We start from the raw sequence: 19,956 nt of genomic DNA on the forward strand, positions 1-19,956 counted from the left end.
AGCGGAGGGCTTCGGCAAACGACGGAGCGCCCACGGGCACGATCATGAATTCCTGCAGGTCGAGAGTGTTGTCGGCGTGGACGCCTCCGTTGAGGATGTTCATGAGCGGGACGGGGAGAGTGGCGGCGGCAGCTCCTCCCAGGTAGCGATAGAGGGGCAGGCCCACGGCTGCCGCTGCCGCCCGCGCGACGGCCAACGAGATGGCCAGGATCGCATTGGCTCCCAGTCGCCGTTTGTTTTCGGTCCCATCAAGGTCAATCATGGCCTGATCAATGGCGGCTTGATCGAAGGCATTCATCCCGACGAGGCGTTCGGCCAGAGGTCCCGTGATGTGGGCCAGAGCCTGGCGGACGCCTTTCCCCTGATACCGCCTGGGGTCGCCATCACGCAGTTCCCAGGCTTCTCCTTCGCCCGTCGAAGCGCCCGATGGAACCGATGCGCGCCCGACAGCTCCACCGACCAGGACAACTTCGGCTTCTACCGTCGGCACTCCTCGCGAGTCGAGGATCTCGCGTGCGTGAATGCGGGTGATGACTGCTCTGGTTGCGTCGTCAGGGTGTCTCATCCGTTCTTTCCCGGTTTCTTTTTCGATGTCTCAGGCTCGCGGGGCAGTTCGGCGGGGACCTGAGTGGGTTTCAAAATGATGTCCGGAAGACGTCGTTCGGAGGGAGCATTTCCTGCCGGTCTCCCCGACCCGTCAGCTCCCGGTTCGACCAGGCGGGGAAGCGTCGTGGCCACCGGCGGAGGCGGTTCGGGAATGCCGACAGCGCCGCTGGCCGGACGCCCGGTTCGCTCTCTCGCCTTGGCGATCCACTCCGGCATTTCCGTCGTCAGTTGGAAAGGCTGCGGCGTCTTGTCCTTCAGATACTCCTTCATGAACTCGATCCAGATCGGAAGCGCGGCGACGGCTCCCGTTTCTTTGTTGCCGAGGCTCTTCTTCTCATCGAATCCGATCCACACGCCCGTGGCGACCGTCGGGGTGTAGCCGATGAACCAGGCATCGGTGAAATCGTTGACGGTTCCCGTCTTTCCTCCGATGGGCCAGGGAGCGAATTCAGGATAGCTTCGGATGCGGGCAGCGGTGCCGGAATTGACGACGCCCTGCATCAGGGTGACCATCGTCGAGGCGACGTAGGGATCGAGCACGCGCTCCGGTGGGGGAGCTTCCCAGTGTTCAAGCTCTTTGCCATCGCGATCAATGACCCGGCGGATGGAGTGAGGATGAACGCGCAGGCCCTGATTGGCGAAGATGGCATAAGCGGCCGTCATCGCCAGCAGCGGTTCCTCTGTCGCTCCCAATGCCGACGGCAGGAAAGGAGCCATCGGATTGGGCAATCCGAGACGCTCCACCATGCGCGCGGCTTTGGCCACACCGATTCGTTGCAGCACGCGCACGGCGGGAATATTGCGGGACTCGGCGACGGCTTGAGCGATGGTGATCAGGCCCTTGAACGTCCCATCATAGTTGTGAGGAGTCCAGTCGCCGATGGTTAACGGGGCGTCCCAGACGCGATCGTCGGGCGTCAAGCCCGCTTCCACGGCGGCAGCGTAGATGAACGGCTTGAAGGCGGATCCCGTTTGACGCAGCGCCTGCGTCGCATGATTGAACCGTGAGGTGTTGAAGTCATAGCCTCCGACGAGGGCTTTAATTTCGCCCGAAGGGAGTTCAATCGCCACCAATGCCCCTTGAACCTCCGGCGGCTGAAGCAGGGTGACTTTCATCTCCCGGGCCTGATCGTCAATGGCGTGAACCTGGCAGACGGGGAGATCGCCCGGACGCACCAACTTTGTGAGCGGGCGTCCCCAGGGCGCGTCACGGGGCGTCACCCGCGCCGCGTACTGGCCCAATCGCACCAGGGCCTCGCGGTCGGTCACCGACATGACCAGGCAGGGATAGTAGTCGCCCACCTCAAAGCGCGTCTCCCAGTCGGGATGACGATAGCTCAGCAGGTTCTGCTTTTGATCGAGAATGTTTTCCAGGCGGCCGCGCCAGCCATGGCGTCGCTCGTAGGCATGAATGCCGTTGCGAACGGCGCGCACCGCGGCCCGTTGAGCGGCCGGATTGAGCGTGGTGTAGACCTGAAGCCCGCCCGTATGCGTGCGACGCGTCCCGTATTTGTCTTCGAGATACCGCCGCACGTCCTCGACAAAATAGGCGTAAGGCGAGCGCACGTTATCCACCCGTCCGCCCGTGCTCAGCCGAATCGGTCGAGCCATCGCTGCCCGCGCCTGCTCGCGGGAGATATATTTTTCCTCGGCCATCTTCTCCAGCACCTGATTGCGCCGTTGAAGCGCCGCCTGAGGCCGCAGCAAGGGCGAGTAAAGCTGCGGCGCTTTCGGCAGGGCCGCCAGCATCGCCGCCTCTTCCAGCGTCAGCTCAGCAGCGGACTTGCCGAAATAATATTGTGCTGCCGCTTCCACCCCATAGGCGTTTCCGCCAAGATAAATCTGATTGCAGTAGAGTTCGATGATTTGTTCCTTGGTGTAGTATCGCTCGATGAGAAGCGCGAGCAGAGCTTCCTTGATCTTGCGGGAGTAAGTCCGCTCGGGGTTGAGAAAGAGCATCTTGGCCAGTTGTTGCGTGATGGTCGAGCCGCCCTGAACCGTTCCTCCCGCCCGCACATTGGCGATGAAAGCCCCGACGATGCGAATGGGATCAATCCCGTAGTGCTCGTAGAAGCGGGCATCCTCGATGGCGATGAAAGCCTTTCGCACATGATCGGGAATCTGATGGTAGGGGATCGGAATGCGCCGCTCCAGGTAAAATTCGCCGATGACCGTTTGTTCGTCATCGGCATAGACGCGCGTCAGCACGCTCGCCTGGTAATCGCTCAACTGAGCCACCATGACCGCCAGCTCGGAATGGTCGAGCGCATAAGCGATTGAGAGGCCGACCAGACCCCCGCAGAGGATCGTCAGAAGAATCGAACACAGGATGATCCGGCGGCGGAGCAGGCCGAGAAGCCGTTCTTTCATCGTGATTGATGGCGATCTGTCTCCGTCTGTCATAGTGACGCTCGATTACACCTCACATTATAGCACAGTCGGTCTCCGTCTCGATTCGGCGTGGGCGGGGATGGTCGCCTTGCTTTGAGCGACTCCTCTCTCAAAACGGGCCTCGGAAGAAGCGCCGCTTTTCCTGCGTCAAACCATCAGGGAGATGAGTCCCCACAGTGGCTCGTCTGGCCGGAGAGGACGTCAATGGCATGAGGCAGGACGGGGCGAATCACAGCGAACGTCTCTCGAACGCCGCGCACGCTGCCGGGGAAGTTGATGATGAGCGTCCTCGATCGAATTCCGGCGATGGCGCGGCTGAGGATGGCTCGTGGCGTTCCGGCGGTGAAGGTGGCGAGTCGCATCGCTTCCGCCAGTCCGGGAACCTCTCGTTCGATGACGTCGCGGGTGGCTTCGGGGGTCTGGTCGCGCGGCGACAGTCCCGTTCCTCCGGTGGTCAGGATGAGGTTGACATCCTCACGATCCGCATAGGCGCGAAGTCGCTCGGCGATCACCTCTCGCTCGTCGGGGACGACGTCGTGGGCGACGAGCGTCGCGCCCAGCGCTTGTAAAGCTTCGATCAACGCCGGTCCCGAAGCGTCCGCGCGTTCGCCCCGGGCCACGCTATCACTGATGGTCAGAACAACGGCGCGAATTTGTCCCATGATTCTTGAGCGAAGCGTCAGCGGCAGCAGCTACCCGCCCGAATCGGGCAAGGAATTCGGGAGCTTGCTTTCTGAGGATGAGCCAGTCGGCAAACACATCGGGGGAGTAAAGCCAGACGGTGAACCAGTTGGCAATTTCCGCTTTCACCGCCCGCTTGTCGGGCGATCGGGCAGCGCGAGCGGCAGCGCGGGCCCGTTGCTTGCCCACCAGCGCGAGCTGTCGAACGTAGGCCGCTCCTTTGGCATCGCCGAGCTGTTTGTAATGTCGGTATCGCTGGGTGAGATGCTCAAGCGTAGCTTCAGCAGCCTCGAAGGTATCGAACTTGAGAAGGCCGGCCAGTTCGCTGGCATACGGCTCGTCGGGAATCACAGCGGTGTAACGATCGTGGACCAGGACTCGTTTGCCCGCCTCCTGCAACACCTGAATGATATAGGTGCGCGACGGCGCGCGCGGGCCTCCGAGCAACTCGCCGACGCGCCTGCGAATCAACTCCAGTTCCGACGCGCCGACCGTCGAGAGGCCCTCGCGCTCGCACACCAGCAAAATGGCTTGCTTCTTCGTCATAGTTGCCTGCGGCTCACTCATCCGCCCGAAGGGGGAAGTCCGATGCCTTTCGTTGAACACCGGCCTTCCTGCCCCGGACGCCCGACTATGACCGTATGATCCCGGCCCGCATCCGGTCTCTCCGCTGCCCGGCAATTGTAGCACATCGAAGCTTTGAGCCGGGAAAGGGGGAAAACGTCGAGCGAGATCTGCGAGCGCGGCGGGCAATCATTGATTCCTCCAGGCCCCGCAGGGATTGGCACGAAAAATGGCCCGCGAATCGCGCGGAAATGAGGCGAAGACTTCTGCCCGCGGAGATGAAAGGTTCCCCCGGATCGCTCATCGGCGGGCGCATTTCACGGAGGCGATTTTCACTTTTCGAGTTTTCGGACGGCGGGTCGGGCTTCATGAGCACCTCCTTCGAGAGGAACGCGCATGCTCTAGATGTACGGCTCCCGTGGATTGTTCGCGCGGATTCCCCCGTGCGCCGTGAATGAATGGTTCGCCTCGACCAGGCGCTCGAGGCCACATTTTTTCTTCCGCTCTACAATTTTTCCGCGAAAGAGAATAAAATCGTGCGTCATGACGGACGTGCCGAAAATTGTTCTCCGCAACGGTCGTTTGATTCTCCCCGACCGAATCCTCGAAGGGGCTGCGGTCGTCGTCGAGGGCAGGCGCATTGCCGATATTGTCAGCGACGGGAATCCTCCGGCGGTGGACGTAGGGGTTGATCTCGCAGGCGCGTATCTTGCTCCCGGCATGATTGACATCCACATTCACGGAGCGCGAGGGGTTGATCTGTTGACGGCTTCGCCGGAGGGATTGAGGCGGTGGGCGCAGTTCCTCCTGACCGAAGGGGTCACCGGCTTTCTTCCCACGACGGTTCCCACCGACGAGGCCGGCTATCGGGAGGTGCTCCGGTCGCTTGGGGACTATCTCTCGGCGGGACCGCCTTCGGATGCGGCTCGAATTCTCGGCATTCACTTCGAAGGGCCGTTTGTCAATCCTTTTCGCGCCGGCGCGTTGCGCGTCGAGTATCTGCGGTCCTATCGTCAGCCGGACGATCTCGGCGTTTTCCTCAGCGGCGATTTCCCGGTTCGGCCTTTCGTCCGCATGATGACGCTCGCGCCGGAAATTCACGGGGGTCTCGACCTCGTTCACGAACTCGCGGCTCGGGGTTTCCTCCTGGCCATCGGTCACAGCCAGGCGCTGGTGGGTGAATGTCAGCAAGCCGCCCGGCACGGGGTGCGACACATCACCCACTTTTTCAACGCGCTCGCCCCTTTGCATCATCGGAATCCCGGAGTTGTCGGCTGGGGCATGGTCGCCGACAGCGTCACGGTGGATTTGATCGCCGACGGTCACCATCTGGATGAGCTGATGATCGAGCTGGTGAGGCGGACCAAGGGACCGCAACGCATCGCGCTCATCAGCGATGCCATCGCTCCGACCGGCCTGGGCGACGGATCTTTCGAGGTGTGGGGACAAACCATTCGCGTGAGTGGAGGGAAAACGGCCAATCCCGCCGGAAGCCTGGCCGGTTCCGTGATCACCCTTCGTGATGCTGTGCGCAATCTGCGCCGGTGGGGAGTCCCTCTGACCGAAATCATGCAGATGGCATCGCTTGTTCCGGCGCGACTGCTCGGCCTGGAGGCGGAGTTCGGTTCGATTGAGCCCGGCAAGCGAGCGGACCTCATCGCCTTTGACGAAGAGACGACCATTCGATTCGTCATGCTCGACGGCAACATCGTCGTCGGTAACGGAACCGCCATTTCCCCCGCGGGGAGTTGAAACGATGGGGTCGCCGGAATGTTGAGATGCCTGTGAGCCGAATTCTGTCGAGTTCACAACGGAATCGGCTGTCACATCGGATCGTCTCGCACCCTGATACGAAGAGACTCACGTGATGGCGCACCTCGAAGAGGCTCGACGTCTGTTGCGCACGTCGTTTGGATTGAGCCAGTTCCGTCCGGGACAGGAGGATGTCATCGCGGCCGTTCTTGAAGGGCGCGATTGCGTCGTCGTCATGCCCACCGGGGGAGGGAAGTCGCTCTGCTATCAACTCCCGGCGTTGTTGCTGCCCGGTCGCACGCTCGTCATTTCACCCCTCATCGCCCTGATGAAGGATCAGGCCGAGGCCCTTCAACGCCGGGGCATTCCGGCCACGTTCATCAACAGCTCTCTGTCCTTTGACGAGCAGCGGCATCGTCTCCAGGAGTTCCTTCGGGGGGAGACGAAGATTCTCTTTATCGCTCCCGAACGGTTTCGCTCGGCGTCGTTCCTGGAGAGTCTGCGGCGGCAGGAGATCTCCCTGGTGGCTGTGGACGAGGCCCATTGCATTTCTCATTGGGGGCATGACTTTCGGCCCGAGTATCTGAATCTGGGGTCGGCCATCGAAGCTCTCGGCAGGCCCCAGGTGATCGCGCTGACGGCGACAGCCACGCCAATGGTGCGGCTGGACATCATCGAGCATCTGAAGCTGCGGCACCCGGCGGTCTTCGTCTCCGGCTTCGACCGGGAGAATTTGCGCTTGCAGGTGATCCCCACGAGAGGGAGCGAGAGGAAGCTCGACCTCATCGCCCATCGGATTGGCTCGAGCGAGGACGCGGGCATCATCTACGCGGCGACGCGCCGGGCCGTCAGTGAGATCGCCGAGCGCCTCCGAGCCCGAGCCCTCCCCGTCGTCGCCTACCACGCCGGGTTGAGCGCCGCCGAACGCGAAGAAGCCCAGGACCTCTTCATGACCGGCCGCGCGCGAGCCATCGTCGCAACCAATGCCTTCGGCATGGGAATTGATAAACCCGACATCCGCTTCGTCATCCACTACCACATTCCCGGAGCCGTTGAAGACTATTACCAGGAAGTCGGTCGAGCGGGGCGGGATGGTCATCTCTCCGACGGCATCCTGCTTTTTCAACCGAGCGACATTAAAATCCAGGAATTTTTCATCGCCGGGAACAATCCCCCGCCGGAACTGATTCGGCGGCTTTACGGTCACCTTCTCACATTCTCCGACAGTCGGATCACGATCCGGAGCGACGAGCTGCAATCCGTTTTGAACGGGCAGAGCCTGTGGGCTGTGATGAAAGCGCTGACGGTGCTCGAGCGGGCCGGCCATCTTCAGGTGCTGCATCAGCCGGAGGGGGCTTCGGATTGCTATCACATCGCTCTTGTGGATCGGGTGCCGGTTGACGCCGTGCGAATTGATCCGGTGGAACTGGCGCGACGAGCGGCCTTCGATCTCTGGAAACTGCGGGCGATGGTTGATTATGCCGACACGGATGAATGTTTGAGAAAGTTCATTCTCCGGTACTTCGGCGATCAGAAGCCGCTTGACCGCTGCGGGATGTGTTCACGCTGCATCTGTTGGGAGCACCGGAGCGGGCGGTGGCGAGCCGCTCGCCGACCGGGTTCTCGCATCAGTCCTTCGGCGCTCGATCCGCTCATCTGGACATCAGCCCCGAGCGGAGAGACCTTGCGCCAGGTCCTGGCGGAGGAATCCGAGAGGCTCCGCCGGCTGCGGCAAATCGAGCGGGATGCAACGCGCTCCCTTCAAGCGCCTGCCCCTGCGGGCCGCGATCTGATCCACCTCGGTGCCGCTCAATCGGTGCTTCAGTGCGTTGCCGCGTTCAACAATCGCTTCGGCAAGACGACCATTGCGGCCCTTCTCGTGGGCTCACGCAGACGGGTGATTCGGCAAAATGGGATGGAGCGCTCACCTTTCCACGGACAATTGAGTCATCTCCGGCAGGCGGAGGTCGTCCGCCTGCTCGATGGACTCATCCGGCAGGGATATCTCTCCATCCGCCATGTGGGTTCGTACCCCGTGCTGGAGCTGACGGCGCAGGGGTGGAATGCGCTCAAGAAAGCGCAGGCTGGAAAGCTACAGTAGCGCAGCCTTTCCAGGCCGCAAAATGGTGGCGCAGACTTTCCCGGCTGCGAAAAAACGCAGGCTGGAAAGCCCGCGCGACAGGTGGCGCTGCAAGCGTTACGTCATCAAATGGGGCGTGGACACTTCGGGAATCAACGGGCGCTGCCGATGAGGCGGAATCTCCACGCGCTCCGGCACCCGATAGCGCGGCTTCATGCGACCGCTGAAGTCGAGATAAAGCTTGCGTCGGAGAAACCGTTCGGGGAAGTGGCCGAGACGGAGCAGCGGATACTTCATCACCTTGCCGAAGAGTTTCCGCCCGAGCAGGAAGTAATAAATGGGCACTCCCAGATTGAAGAGCCATTGCACCTTGGGCGAGTAACGGAAGAAGTCGAGATTATAGCGCCAGCAGGTGAAGAAGAATTCCCACTGCCGGTCGGTCAAATTGTAGAGCTTGGCTCCCTCCTTGTTCTCCAGCCGGGTATCCTCCAGGGGAACAAAGAGCGTCGGCACGACGCACCACTTGGCGTCCTTCAGGGCGAAAAGAAGATCGAGTGACTCCTTCGTATCCTCCTCGGTCTCGCCGGGCAATCCGATGATCCAGGTGCAGAAGGGGAACCAGTTGTGTTTGTTGAGAATCTCCATCCCTTTGAGAATGACATCGGGCCATTGTTCGGGACGGAAGGGATAACTTTTGCCCTTCATGTATTGTTTGAACAAACGGACGGAGCCGGTCTCGATTCCCACAAACAGATTCTGATAGCGTTTCTCCGGGTGTGTGGACGCGCGATGGCGATGGACGCTCTTATCCACAGCGATCTGAAGTTCGCCGAGCATGTGAGGGTTGATGACGATGGGGGCCATCGTTCCGTGCGTGAGGCTGATGTACTGGACGCCGGGGACGGCGGCCACCGATTCCAGCAGGCGCTTGAGGGCCGGGACATTGGTCTCGAAGCGCGGCCCCTGCTCGTAAAGAAACAGGTCTTCGGTCACCAGAAGAATCGTATCCGCCCCCTCGGCCACCTGCGTACGGACATTGTCCAGGATATGATCCAGCGGCAGACTCTTGCTGGCTCGCAGAGCGACCGAACAAAACTGACAGCCGCGCCCGCAGCCCCGCGTGATCTCCACTGCTCCATAGGTCGTGCGGTGGCGGAGTCGGGGAATGCTCTCCATTCGAGGACTATGGCCGACCACCTTGCGCGGGATCGGCTCGCCCCGAACAGCAGCTTCAAAAAGCGGGACGACGACCTCCTCGGCTTCCCCGTCAACGAGGCAGTCAATGAGCCATTCGTCCTGCAGCCCTTTCTTCTCAATTTGCCAGGCTCCGGGGCCGCCCACGATGATCTTCAGATGATCTTTATGGCGGCGGAGAACCGGATGGAGAATCAGGCGGCGAAACTCGGCGGCGTTGATCGGCTCGACATCCTGCCCGTAAAAGTAGGCATAGACATCGGTGGCAAAAGTGATCCCCAGCGGATTGTGGGCATGAATGCCGACGACCCGCGTCTCCTGGCCGACGAACTGGTCGAGCTGATCCGGATAGCAGACGGCAATCTCGTCCGGGGAGAACTTCTCCAGCAACAAGGCTTCCACCACCCGCAACCCCTGAGGAACATATTTGGCCTGACCATCGGGCCAGGTCTCGACCTCCGTTGACCAATCCGTTCCGAGGAGATGAGCGTACTGTGCCGGCAGAGTCGCCAGCAGCATCTGTCGCCAGGTACTGCGCAAGTATTCCGAAGATTCAGACGTGCTCGCCGCAAGGACGATCTTTCTTCCCTTGGATGTCATAGTGCGTTGCTCCTCTCAGGATGTAGCACGAACTTCGGGCCCCTGCGCCTCCGCAGACTCGACGGTCCGCGCGACATCATGTCGGGGCAGCGGCCCTCATTACCATAAACACCTCCTCGACGCCTATCTGACGGCGATGAACTGCCTCACCCGCTCTGCAGAATAAGGCGGTGTAGTCTAGCGATTCGTGCCGGGTGGTGCAAGGGGAAGTCTCTTTCTGTCTCGGTGTTGACCGAAAGGATGTTGACAATCGAACGGACAGGAAGTAAACAGGTAGCGACACGGCAGGCTGGAAAGCCCGCGCTACAGTGGCGAAAAGTAGCGCGGCCTTTCCAGGCGGCGAAAGAAACCGCCACAAGTTTTGCTTGAAATGAAACCGTACATTCTCAAACGGCCGGCGGCGCGGCGATGGCGAATCAATTACCGCGCCGAACTCAACGACGAACAATATGCGGCGGTGACGGCGGGCGATGGGCCGGCGCTCGTGATCGCCGGAGCGGGTTCGGGGAAAACGCGGGTGATCACGTATCGCGTGGCCTGGCTCATCGAGCAGGGAGTGGACCCATCGCGCATCCTGCTTTTGACCTTCACCAACAAAGCGGCCCGCGAGATGTTGCGTCGTGTCGAAGCCCTGCTGCAGATGGAATGTCGTCGCCTCTGGGGCGGAACTTTCCATCACATCGGTAATCGGATTTTGCGCGAGCATGCGCCGCGGCTTGGTTACCGCACGCCTTTCACCATTCTCGATAGCGAGGATGCCAGGGACCTGCTCACCGCCTGCATCCGTGAAGCCGGCATTGATACGAAGAAGCGACGCTTCCCTCGCGGAGACATCGTGCAGGACATCCTGAGCCTCTCGGTCAACACCTCCCGGACGATTCGAGAGACGATTCACCGTCAGTTCAGCTACTTTGATCCCCTCGCCGACGAGATCGAGCGCGTCGCACAGGTTTATGCCGAGCGAAAGCTCCGCGAGAGTTTGATGGATTACGATGATTTGCTGCTGTGCTGGCGGCGACTGCTCGTGGAGCATCCCGATGTGGCCGCTCTGTACGCCGATCAGTTTCGCTATATCCTGGTGGACGAGTATCAGGACACCAATCGCGTTCAGGCGGAGATTGTGGACCTTCTGGCCGCCCGTCACCGCAACGTCATGGTCGTCGGCGATGATTGTCAGACGATTTACAGTTGGCGGGGTACGGATTTCCGCAACATCTACGAATTTCCCGAGCGTTATCCCGATGCCCGCATCTACCACCTGGAGACGAATTATCGGAGCACGCCACAGATCCTCGCTCTCGCCAACGCCTCCATCGCGCATAACCGGCGCCAGTTTCCCAAAGGGCTTCGCGCCGTGCGTCGAGGCGGACCGAAACCGGCGCTCGTTCCCGCGCGCGATGTCAATGAACAAGCTGAGTTCGTGGCCGCGCGCATTCTGGAGCTTTATGCTGACGGCGTCCCGTTGTCGGAGATGGCCGTGCTCTACCGCTCGCACTACCATTCGATGGAGCTTCAGATCGAACTGCTCCGGCGGGGCATCCCCTACACGGTGCGTTCCGGATTGCGCTTTTTCGAGCAGGCGCACATCAAGGATGTGCTGGCTTATTTGCGGGCCGTCGTCAATCCGCTCGATGAGCTGGCCTGGCTGCGGATTTTGAAAATGGTTCCCGGCATCGGTCAGCGAACGGCAACCGAGGTGTGGAAAGCCATCGCCGCCGCAGCCGATTGGGTCAGCGAGTTGCCGCTCCTGCCCGCCCGCGGAGTGGTTCCCCGGCGGGCTCAGCCGGGGTGGACCGCCTTTGTGGAACTGATGCAGGCGCTCGCCGCCGACGAGATGATGACCCACCCCTCGGCCCAGATCGCGCTCGTCCTCTCCAGCGAATACATCGAGCATCTGCGCACAACCTACGCCAATGCCGAGACGCGAGCCGAAGACCTCCGACAGTTGGCCACCTTCGCCACTCAGTATCGCTCGACCGAGAGTTTCCTGAGCGAGGTGGCGCTGCTTGGTCAGGAGCGATTCTCCATCCGCGATGGACTCTATGGCGAGGAGATTCTCGCCGCCGGCGCTCCGGATGAACCGCTCGTGCTGTCCTCCATCCATCAAGCCAAGGGGCTGGAGTGGCGCATCGTTTTTCTCATCTGGGCGGCCGAGGGACGGTTTCCTACGGCCCGCTCCTACGCGACGGAGGAAACGTTCGAGGAAGAGCGCCGCCTCTTTTACGTCGCCGTGACTCGCGCCAAGGACGAGCTGTACATCTGTTATCCGCTCATCACGCGAGAAGGGACTCGTCACGTCGTCCTCCGCCCCTCCGTCTTCGTCACCGAAGTGGATGAGGATTTATTCGAGCAGTGGATCATCGAAGCGGAGGACTATGATCAGGAATCCGAGTGATCTTCTCTCGGCCCGTGCCGGGGAGAGAGGCACAAACGTCCTCACCAAATAAGGGCGAGCCCATGGGCTGAAAAGTTGGCCTTTCATCTGCCGGGGGCTCGAAGACACGGGTGACAGTCTCGGGGAGGGGAGTATGACGTCAGAGGTGATTCGTTACAGCGCGGCTGTATGTCAAACCGATCTGCCGAATCCGCCGGATCGGCGAGGGATGAAAAGAAACACCGAGCGCATGGCCGCGATGATTGACCGGGCCGTGGAGGGGAGCGCGCCGTTTCTCCCCGTCCGGCTCGTCGTCTTCCCCGAGTTCGCTCATGCGGCGCCGATCTATCCCACGGTGAAAGAGCTGAGAGAAAAGCTCGCCGTTCCCATCCCCAATGAGCACACGGAGCGGATCGTCGAGAAAGCGCGCCAGTACAACATCTACATTCAAACCGGCTCGATGCTCGAAGTGGATGACCGATGGCCCGATGTCGTCTTCAATACGACGTGTCTGATCGGCCCCGAAGGGATTCTCTCGCGCTATCGCAAGGTGAATCCGTGGATCCCGTATGAGGTGCATGCGAGTCCGCACGACCTGGACGACTACACGGAGCCCCTTTTCCCCGTCGTTCACACGCCCATTGGTCGGCTCGGCTGCGCGATCTGTTATGACTGGCTCTTTCCCGAGGCGATTCGTCAACTGGCGCTCAATGGGGCGGAAGTGCTCATACGCGTGTCGGCCTACATGGAGCCGTGGGGAGCCACCGAGCCGATGGCGTGGTGGACGATCATCAACCGAGCGCGGGCGATTGAGAACATCGCTTACGTTGTGGCAGCCAATCAGGGGGCGAGCCTGCGCCATTATCCTCCGTATTCGTGGCCGGGCGGAAGCATGATCGTGGATTTCGAGGGGCGGATCCTGGCCCAGGCCTCGCCGGGGCCGGGCGAGCGAATTATCTTCGCGCCCATTGATCTCTCGGCCCTGAGGCATGAACGGGCAACGCGGCAGGGGCATCAAATGCTCGCGCACCTTCGAACCGAAGCCTATCCCGCCTATCGTGAGCATCGGTATCCGCCGCGTCGGATCGCTCCGGGAGAGCTTTCCTGTGAGGAGAACGTGCGCCTGATCGAGGAAGCCAAGCGTCGGCTTGGCGTGTAATTTCCGGATTCGCGGAGCGCCGGGGCAAAGAGCGCGGCCCCGGATGAAATCCTCCGATGTCCGCAAAGGAACGATCGTTCATCGCTCTCCTTTCGCGATGGGGGGCCGGCAATTGTGATCTTCGGCGGAGCGATTGACCCTGCGAGGCAGGGGCGTCTACAATCACCTCTCACTTGTTATGAGCTTCATGAGCACATTGCTCCCGGGCGCGCTCATCCTCTACGGGCTAGGACTCGTCTACGAAGCTTTCCTGATTCTGCGCCGACGGCGGATGCTGGCGGCGCTGGCCCTTGGGGTGATCGCCCTGGGATTTGTGGCTCACACCGCCTGGCTCGTGGGAGTGAGCTTTCGATCTGGCCGGTTCCCCTTCCTCACCACGCAGGAAGTCTTCGCCTCCTTGGCCTGGGCGATCATCGTTTACTATTTCTTGCTTCATGCCCGGCGGCAAACGGAAGTTCTGCGGCTCTTCGTCTTTCCCCTGGTGCTTTTGTTTCTCATGGTCGCCATTGTTTCTTCCCGAACGCGACCTCTGCCGGAGCAACTCGAAGACCTGCTGCGGATGCCGGCGCTGCCTCTGCACGTCGCCTTCATGATGTTCGCTTACGCCGCTTTCTTCCTGGCCTTCGTGGCCGCCACGATGTATCTCGTTCAGGAACGAGAGCTGAAGCGGAAGCGATTCGGTGCCGTCTTTCAGCTCCTGCCCTCTCTTTCGACCTGCGAAGCACTCAGTTCGCGCTCGTTGGTGGTGGGATTTCTCCTGCTGACGCTGGGCATTGGAACGGGAGTTATCCTCATTCGCCGGAGCGACCCCATCTTCTGGCGTGGCGATCCGATTATCATTCTGGCGATCCTGACCTGGGTGGTCTACCTGATCGTGATCCACTATCGGCTGATGGCGGGGTGGCGGGGGCGAAAGGCGGCGATTTTGCTCATTCTGGGATTTGCCGTCACGGCGGTGACTTTTCTCTGGGCTCGCCTGTTCGGGCATATTATATGAGCATTCTTCTGGTCGGGCTCAATCACAAAACGGCGCCGGTCGAACTGCGCGAGCAACTAGCATTCTCCGAAGCCGAACTGCCCACGGTTTTACCTCTGCTGGTGGACGGGGACATTCTTGCCGAAGGACTTTTGATCTCCACCTGTAACCGGGTTGAAGTCGTCGCTGTCACCCGTTCGGATGTGAATCGCGCTGTCGAGTCGGTGAAAGCCTTTCTCTCGAACTATCGTCGTCTCCCGATCACGGAGTACGCGCATGCGCTCTATCGCTATGTGGATCGGGAGGCCGTCCGTCATCTCTTTCGCGTGGCGTCGGGGCTGGACTCGCTGGTTGTCGGGGAGCCGCAAATTCTCGGCCAGGTGAAAGAGGCGTATGCCGCTGCCGTCCGAGCGGGGACGGTCGGACCCATCCTCACGCGGTTGTTGCAGCGAACGCTTCACGTCGCCAAGCGCGTGCGGACGGAAACCGCCATCGGCGCGAGCGCCGTCTCCGTCAGCTCGGCGGCGGTGGAGCTGGCCAAGAAAATCTTTGAAGATTTCCGGAACACGACGGTGATGCTCATCGGAGCCGGGGAGATGGCGGAGCTGGCCGTTCAGCATCTGGTCTCCGATGGGGTCGGTCAGATCCTCATCTGCAATCGCACACCGGAACGGGCGCGCGAGCTGGCGGTGCGATTCCAGGCCGAAGCCGTCCCCTTCGAGGAGATGACGCAGCATCTGGCTCGGGCCGATATTCTCCTCTGTTCGGTCGCCGCTCCGGAGTACGTCGTCCGCCGCGACCAGATCGCTCAGGCGATGGACGTGCGACGCCATCGCCCGCTCTTTCTCATTGACATCTCCGTTCCACGAACCGTTGATCCGCAGATTCAAGACCTGGAGAACGTCTTTCTCTACGATATTGATGATCTCAACCAGGTCGTGCGGTCGAATCTCGAGCGGCGGGAACGCGAGGCGGCTCGCGCCGAGGTGATCATTGACGAAGCGGTCACCGAGTTCATGAAATCCCTGCGCAGCCTCGAAGTCGGCCCGCTCATCGCCGCCTTTCGGCATCGGCTTCAGGACATCGCCTACGGGGAATTCCAGCGGCACCGCCGGCGGCTCGGCGCGCTCACCCCGGAGCAGGAGAAAGTCATCAAGCACATGCTCGACAGCATCGTCAACAAATTCGCTCATCCGGCGATCACCAAGTTTCATCAAATTGCCCGGGGAGATTCGTCGGACCTCGACCCGGCATTGCTCGCCTTCTGGCACGAGGCATTTCGTCTCGGCGAGAAAGTCGAGTCCACTCGTCCGCCGGAAAAGGATTCGACCGAGCTATAGGATCAGCGGGAGGCAATCCGCCGTCACGATGACCAAAGAGACGCTCATTCTGGGGTCTCGAGCAAGCCTGCTGGCGCTGCGGCAAGCGGAGATGGTGAAGGATCGTCTCATCGAGATGCATCCGGGCATCACCATTACCATCCGTCGGATCACGACGACGGGCGACCGCATCACGGATGCGCCGCTGGCGCGGATGGGGGGCAAGGGACTGTTCATCAAAGAAATCGAGGAGGCTCTTCTCGCCGGAGAGATTGATCTGGCCGTCCATAGCTTGAAAGACATGCCGGCGGAGCTGCCCCCGGGTGTGACGATTGCCGCTGTGACCGAGCGCGAAGACCCCCGCGACGCTCTCATTACTCGTGAGGGGACGGGAACTCTGCTCACGCTGCCTTCGGGAGCGCGCATTGGAACAAGCAGTCTCCGTCGCTCCGTTCAACTCAAGGCGCTGCGTCCTGACCTGGAGGTTCTGCCGCTCCGGGGTAACGTGGACACCCGAATGAGAAAGCTCGATGCCGGCCAGTATGACGCCATCGTGCTGGCCGCGGCAGGGTTGAATCGGTTGGGGCTGGCTCATCGCATCACTGAATGGATTTCGCCGGATCTTCTGCTGCCGGCCATAGGACAAGGGGCTCTCGCCCTGGAAACACGAGCGGATGATCAGGAGACACTCGCTCTGGTGGGAGGCTTGAACCACGCACCGACCGAAGTGGCGGTGACAGCCGAACGAGCCTTTCTGCGCCGCTTCGGCGGGGGCTGCCAGATACCCCTGGCAGCATATGCGGAGATTCAGGGAAATGAGCTGAGACTGCGCGGCCTCATCGCCAGCCTCGATGGCCGTCGCCTGCTGAAGGATCAGGTGGTGGGATCGGTCTTTGACGGAGAGAACCTCGGTCATCACCTCGCCCGCCGCCTCATTGAGGCCGGTGCGCTCGATCTGCTGGAGTCCTGACGGCTCGATCCTGAAGAGGTGGTGCCCGGTCGCCGACTGGAAAGTCGGCACTTTTTTGTGGGCCTAAAAGCTGGGTATTTTTCCACACCCGGGTGGATTTCGCTCAGCCGGAAGAAGTCTGCGACGAGCTTCCCTCAGGCTAAGTGCTTTTCTTTCTGTGCCGGTCGGAGAAGCGCCAACGGCATACTGTTTGCTACCGGTAAAATGGACGGTGTCGCTGACAAGGAGGTGCGCGATGCACGAGCTGGAGCCGATTATCGAGCGCTACCAGGCGCAACGTCGGTTTCTCATCCCCATCCTCCAGGACATTCAGGCCGAGTACCACTATTTGTCCCCCGAAGCCTTGCGCTATGTCGCCGAACGGCTGCGGGTTCCCCTCATTGACGTCTACGGCGTGGCGACGTTCTATAACTGTTTTTCCCTTCGGCCTCGGGGGAAGCATTTCATCCGAGTTTGCATGGGGACAACCTGTCACCTCAAAGGCGGCTGGCGATTGGTCGAGACGCTGCAGCGCGATCTGAAGGTTCAGGAGGGGGAAGTCACCCGCGACGGACTGTTCTCTTATCAAACCGTCCGTTGCGTTGGAGCTTGTGCGCTGGCGCCGCTTGTTCTCATCGGGGAGAAATACTACGCCAAGATGTCCAGCCGCAGACTGCAACAAACGATTCAGCGGATTCAACGCGCGGAAGCCAGAGAGAAGGCCCCTCAAGCAGGGGTCTCCACCGTTCCGGCGCACTCTTCCGGTGGATGAGGGCGGCGATGAAAATCACAACAGGGGATGAACTGAAAAGGTTGCGGGATCACCTTCGGGCCCGGCAGGATCACAAACTGCGGGTGCGCGTCTGTGGCGGGACGGGCTGTCGGGCGCGGGGCAGCGAGGAGGTCCTGGCGGGCTGTCGAGCGGCCTTAGCTGAAGCTGGAGCCGACCGTGACATCGAGGTCATCTTCACCGGCTGTCATGGGTTGTGCGAGCGCGGCCCACTGGTCATCGCTCCCCCTCAGGGGATTTTTTACCAGCGCGTCGAGCCCGATGATGCCCGCGCCGTGATCACCCGAACGGTGCTCGGTGGAGAACTGATCGAACGTTTGCTTCCGACCGACCCTCTCACAGGACGACGGATCACTCATGAGAGCGAGCTGCCCTTTTACGCCAAACAACGACGAATTACCCTTCGGTTGAACGGCCTGATTGATCCGATGAATATTGACGACTATATCGCCTGGGGAGGGTATCAGAGTCTCGCCGCCGTTATTGCTGCCCGTGATCCGCTCGGGGTGATCGAGACGATTGAACGGGCGGGACTGCGCGGACGCGGGGGGGCCGGATTCCCCACGGGGAAGAAATGGCGCCTGTGTCGGGCGGCACCGGGCGAGATCAAGTATGTCATCTGCAACGGCGACGAGGGCGATCCGGGCGCGTTTATGGATCGCAGCCTGCTCGAAGGAAATCCTCACAGCGTCCTGGAAGGGATGATCATCGGAGCCTATGCCATCGGCGCGACCCACGGCATTGTCTATGTGCGGGAAGAATATCCCCTGGCCGTCAAGACCATCACCACGGCCATTGCACAAGCACGCGAGTATGGATTCCTCGGCTCAAACATCTTCCAGTCGGGTTTCAGCTTTGACGTCGAGGTCGTGCGTGGTGCCGGAGCCTTCGTGGCCGGAGAAGAGACGGCCTTGATTGCCGCCGTCGAAGGTCGCAAAAGCGAGCCCCGTCAGCGACCGCCCTATCCGGTGGAATGCGGCCTCTGGGGCAAGCCCACCGTGATCAATAATGTCGAGACCTGGGCCACCGTGCCGGTCATCATCGAGAAAGGGGCCGAGTGGTACGCTCAAATCGGAACCGAGACGAGCAAAGGGACCAAAATCTTTTCGCTCGTGGGCAAGATCGCTAACACCGGCCTCGTCGAAGTTCCCATGGGGATGACGCTGCGGGAGATCATCTACGACATCGGTGGAGGGATGTCCGACGGGCGCGAGCTGAAGGCCGTGCAGACCGGAGGCCCTTCGGGCGGATGCATCCCTCGCGAGCTGATTGACCTGCCGGTGGATTACGAGAGCCTGACTCGCGCGGGCTCCATGATGGGATCGGGCGGGATGATCGTCATGGATGATCGCACCTGCATGGTGGATGTGGCCCGCTACTTCATGGATTTCTTGCGCGACGAATCCTGCGGCAAGTGCCTCTCCTGTCGGGAAGGCACCCAGCGCATGTACGAAATCCTCAACGCGATATGCGAGGGAACGGCCACGGAAGAGGACATCGAGACGCTCGAAGAATTGGCCCAGGTGGTCGCCGATACCTCTCTCTGCGGATTGGGACAGACGGCTCCCAATCCGGTATTGAGCACGCTTCGCTATTTCCGCTCCGAATACGAAGCGCATGTGCGCGAGCGTCGCTGTCCGGCGGGCGTGTGCAAGGCGTTGATTCGCTACCACATTCGTCCGGAGAAGTGCACCGGATGCCTGGCCTGCATCCCATCCTGTCCTGCCGGTGCCATTGCCGGAGAGTTGAAGCAGCCGCACGTGATTGATCAGGGCAAGTGCATCAAGTGCGGCATCTGTAGCGAGGTGTGCACTTTTGACGCCATCGAGGTGGTGTGATGACCAACGTGCGCATCAACGGCATTGAGGTGACTGCCGAGCCGGGAACGACCCTGCTCGAAGCCGCCCGGTTCCTCGGCATCGAGATTCCTACGGTGTGTTACCATGAGGGATTGACTCCCTATGGCGGATGTCGTCTCTGCGTCGTGGAGATCAGCGAAGCCGGAAAGGAGAAATCGCGGCTCGTCACCGCCTGTACCTTCCCCGTTCAAGAGGGGCTGAGCGTGCGGACGCATTCCCGCCGCGTCGTGCAGGCCCGCAAGGTCCTGGTCGAACTGATGCTCTCGATCTGCCCGAGTTCCAAGACGATTCAAGACCTGGCCGCCCGGCTCGGCGTCGAGCGCGTGCGTTTCCCCGTGCGGGACGAGCAGTGCATTCTCTGCGGTCTGTGCGTGCGGATGTGCGCCGAGCAGATGATGGCCAGGGCCATCGGATTCGTCGGACGGGGATACCGACGAAAGATCAGCACGCCATTTGATCTGAAATCGGACGTCTGCCGATTGTGCGGAGGCTGCCTGTATATTTGCCCGGCCTGCCAGGCTCGCTGTCAGGGGCCGGACGCTGACAGATCCGTGTGTGGGTCGTGTGTGTCGCTCACGCCGACCTGTCTGCCTGTGTATGAGGATCTGGCCTGCTTCATGGGACCGGCGGGCGATTGCGGAACCTGTGTGAGCCAGAACGCG

General features: G+C 61.1%; 15 protein-coding genes. 10 read left to right on the top strand and 5 right to left on the bottom strand.

What is annotated here, in order from left to right:
• The 4 genes from eno to VNM72_03840 form a co-directional block, all read right to left on the bottom strand.
• Nucleotides 1-565 (bottom strand): phosphopyruvate hydratase (gene eno / locus VNM72_03825; GenBank protein HXF04525.1); only part of this gene is annotated, 565 nt, incomplete at its 3' end.
• Complete coding sequence (locus tag VNM72_03830) at nt 562-2,976, bottom strand: PBP1A family penicillin-binding protein (GenBank protein HXF04526.1); 2,415 nt, start codon at nt 2,974-2,976, stop codon at nt 562-564. The genes VNM72_03830 and eno, both read right to left, overlap by 4 nt.
• A gap of 176 nt (nt 2,977-3,152) precedes the next feature.
• A complete protein-coding gene (locus tag VNM72_03835) occupies nt 3,153-3,659 on the bottom strand; it encodes a MogA/MoaB family molybdenum cofactor biosynthesis protein (GenBank protein HXF04527.1) in 507 nt (168 codons plus the stop codon).
• Nucleotides 3,622-4,224, bottom strand: coding sequence for a DUF4385 family protein (locus VNM72_03840; GenBank protein ID HXF04528.1), 603 nt, complete (start codon nt 4,222-4,224; stop codon nt 3,622-3,624). The genes VNM72_03835 and VNM72_03840 overlap by 38 nt, the downstream gene beginning before the upstream one ends.
• A 561-nt stretch (nt 4,225-4,785) precedes the next feature.
• Between VNM72_03840 and nagA the strand changes: the two genes are divergently transcribed.
• Entirely contained in the window at nt 4,786-5,994 is a 1,209-nt protein-coding gene (gene nagA, locus VNM72_03845) for an N-acetylglucosamine-6-phosphate deacetylase (protein ID HXF04529.1), read from the top strand.
• A gap of 115 nt (nt 5,995-6,109) precedes the next feature.
• A complete protein-coding gene (locus VNM72_03850; protein HXF04530.1) occupies nt 6,110-8,095 on the top strand; it encodes an ATP-dependent DNA helicase RecQ in 1,986 nt (661 codons plus the stop codon).
• Nucleotides 8,096-8,191: 96 nt separating this feature from the next.
• Here the strand turns inward: VNM72_03850 and VNM72_03855 are convergent, their stop codons facing one another.
• A complete protein-coding gene (locus tag VNM72_03855) occupies nt 8,192-9,868 on the bottom strand; it encodes a radical SAM protein (GenBank protein HXF04531.1) in 1,677 nt (558 codons plus the stop codon).
• Nucleotides 9,869-10,238: 370 nt separating this feature from the next.
• On the opposite strand from VNM72_03855, the gene VNM72_03860 reads away from it, so the two are divergent.
• From VNM72_03860 to VNM72_03895, 8 genes are all read left to right on the top strand, one after another.
• The gene (locus VNM72_03860; protein HXF04532.1) at nt 10,239-12,263 is read left to right on the top strand and encodes an ATP-dependent helicase; all 2,025 of its coding nucleotides are present in this window, start codon (nt 10,239-10,241) and stop codon (nt 12,261-12,263) included.
• Nucleotides 12,264-12,396: 133 nt separating this feature from the next.
• Nucleotides 12,397-13,401, top strand: a complete 1,005-nt coding sequence (locus VNM72_03865) for a nitrilase-related carbon-nitrogen hydrolase (protein HXF04533.1) — start codon at nt 12,397-12,399, stop codon at nt 13,399-13,401.
• Between the two features lie 187 nt (nt 13,402-13,588).
• Nucleotides 13,589-14,398: a cytochrome c biogenesis protein CcsA gene (gene ccsA / locus VNM72_03870; GenBank protein ID HXF04534.1), complete on the top strand. Its 810-nt coding sequence runs from the start codon at nt 13,589-13,591 to the stop codon at nt 14,396-14,398.
• On the top strand, nt 14,395-15,717 hold the full coding sequence (gene hemA / locus VNM72_03875; protein ID HXF04535.1) for a glutamyl-tRNA reductase: 1,323 nt from the start codon (nt 14,395-14,397) through the stop codon (nt 15,715-15,717). The genes ccsA and hemA overlap by 4 nt, the downstream gene beginning before the upstream one ends.
• A 28-nt stretch (nt 15,718-15,745) precedes the next feature.
• Entirely contained in the window at nt 15,746-16,666 is a 921-nt protein-coding gene (hemC, locus tag VNM72_03880; GenBank protein HXF04536.1) for a hydroxymethylbilane synthase, read from the top strand.
• Between the two features lie 235 nt (nt 16,667-16,901).
• Nucleotides 16,902-17,417, top strand: coding sequence for an NAD(P)H-dependent oxidoreductase subunit E (locus VNM72_03885; protein ID HXF04537.1), 516 nt, complete (start codon nt 16,902-16,904; stop codon nt 17,415-17,417).
• Between the two features lie 8 nt (nt 17,418-17,425).
• Nucleotides 17,426-19,273, top strand: coding sequence for an NADH-quinone oxidoreductase subunit NuoF (locus VNM72_03890; GenBank protein HXF04538.1), 1,848 nt, complete (start codon nt 17,426-17,428; stop codon nt 19,271-19,273).
• Nucleotides 19,273-19,956, top strand: a 684-nt coding sequence (locus VNM72_03895) for a 2Fe-2S iron-sulfur cluster-binding protein (GenBank protein HXF04539.1), incomplete at its 3' end; no start/stop codon positions are given. The genes VNM72_03890 and VNM72_03895, both read left to right, overlap by 1 nt.

This window comes from Blastocatellia bacterium, assembly GCA_035573895.1.
Taxonomy (GTDB): Bacteria; Acidobacteriota; Blastocatellia; order HR10; family HR10; genus DATLZR01.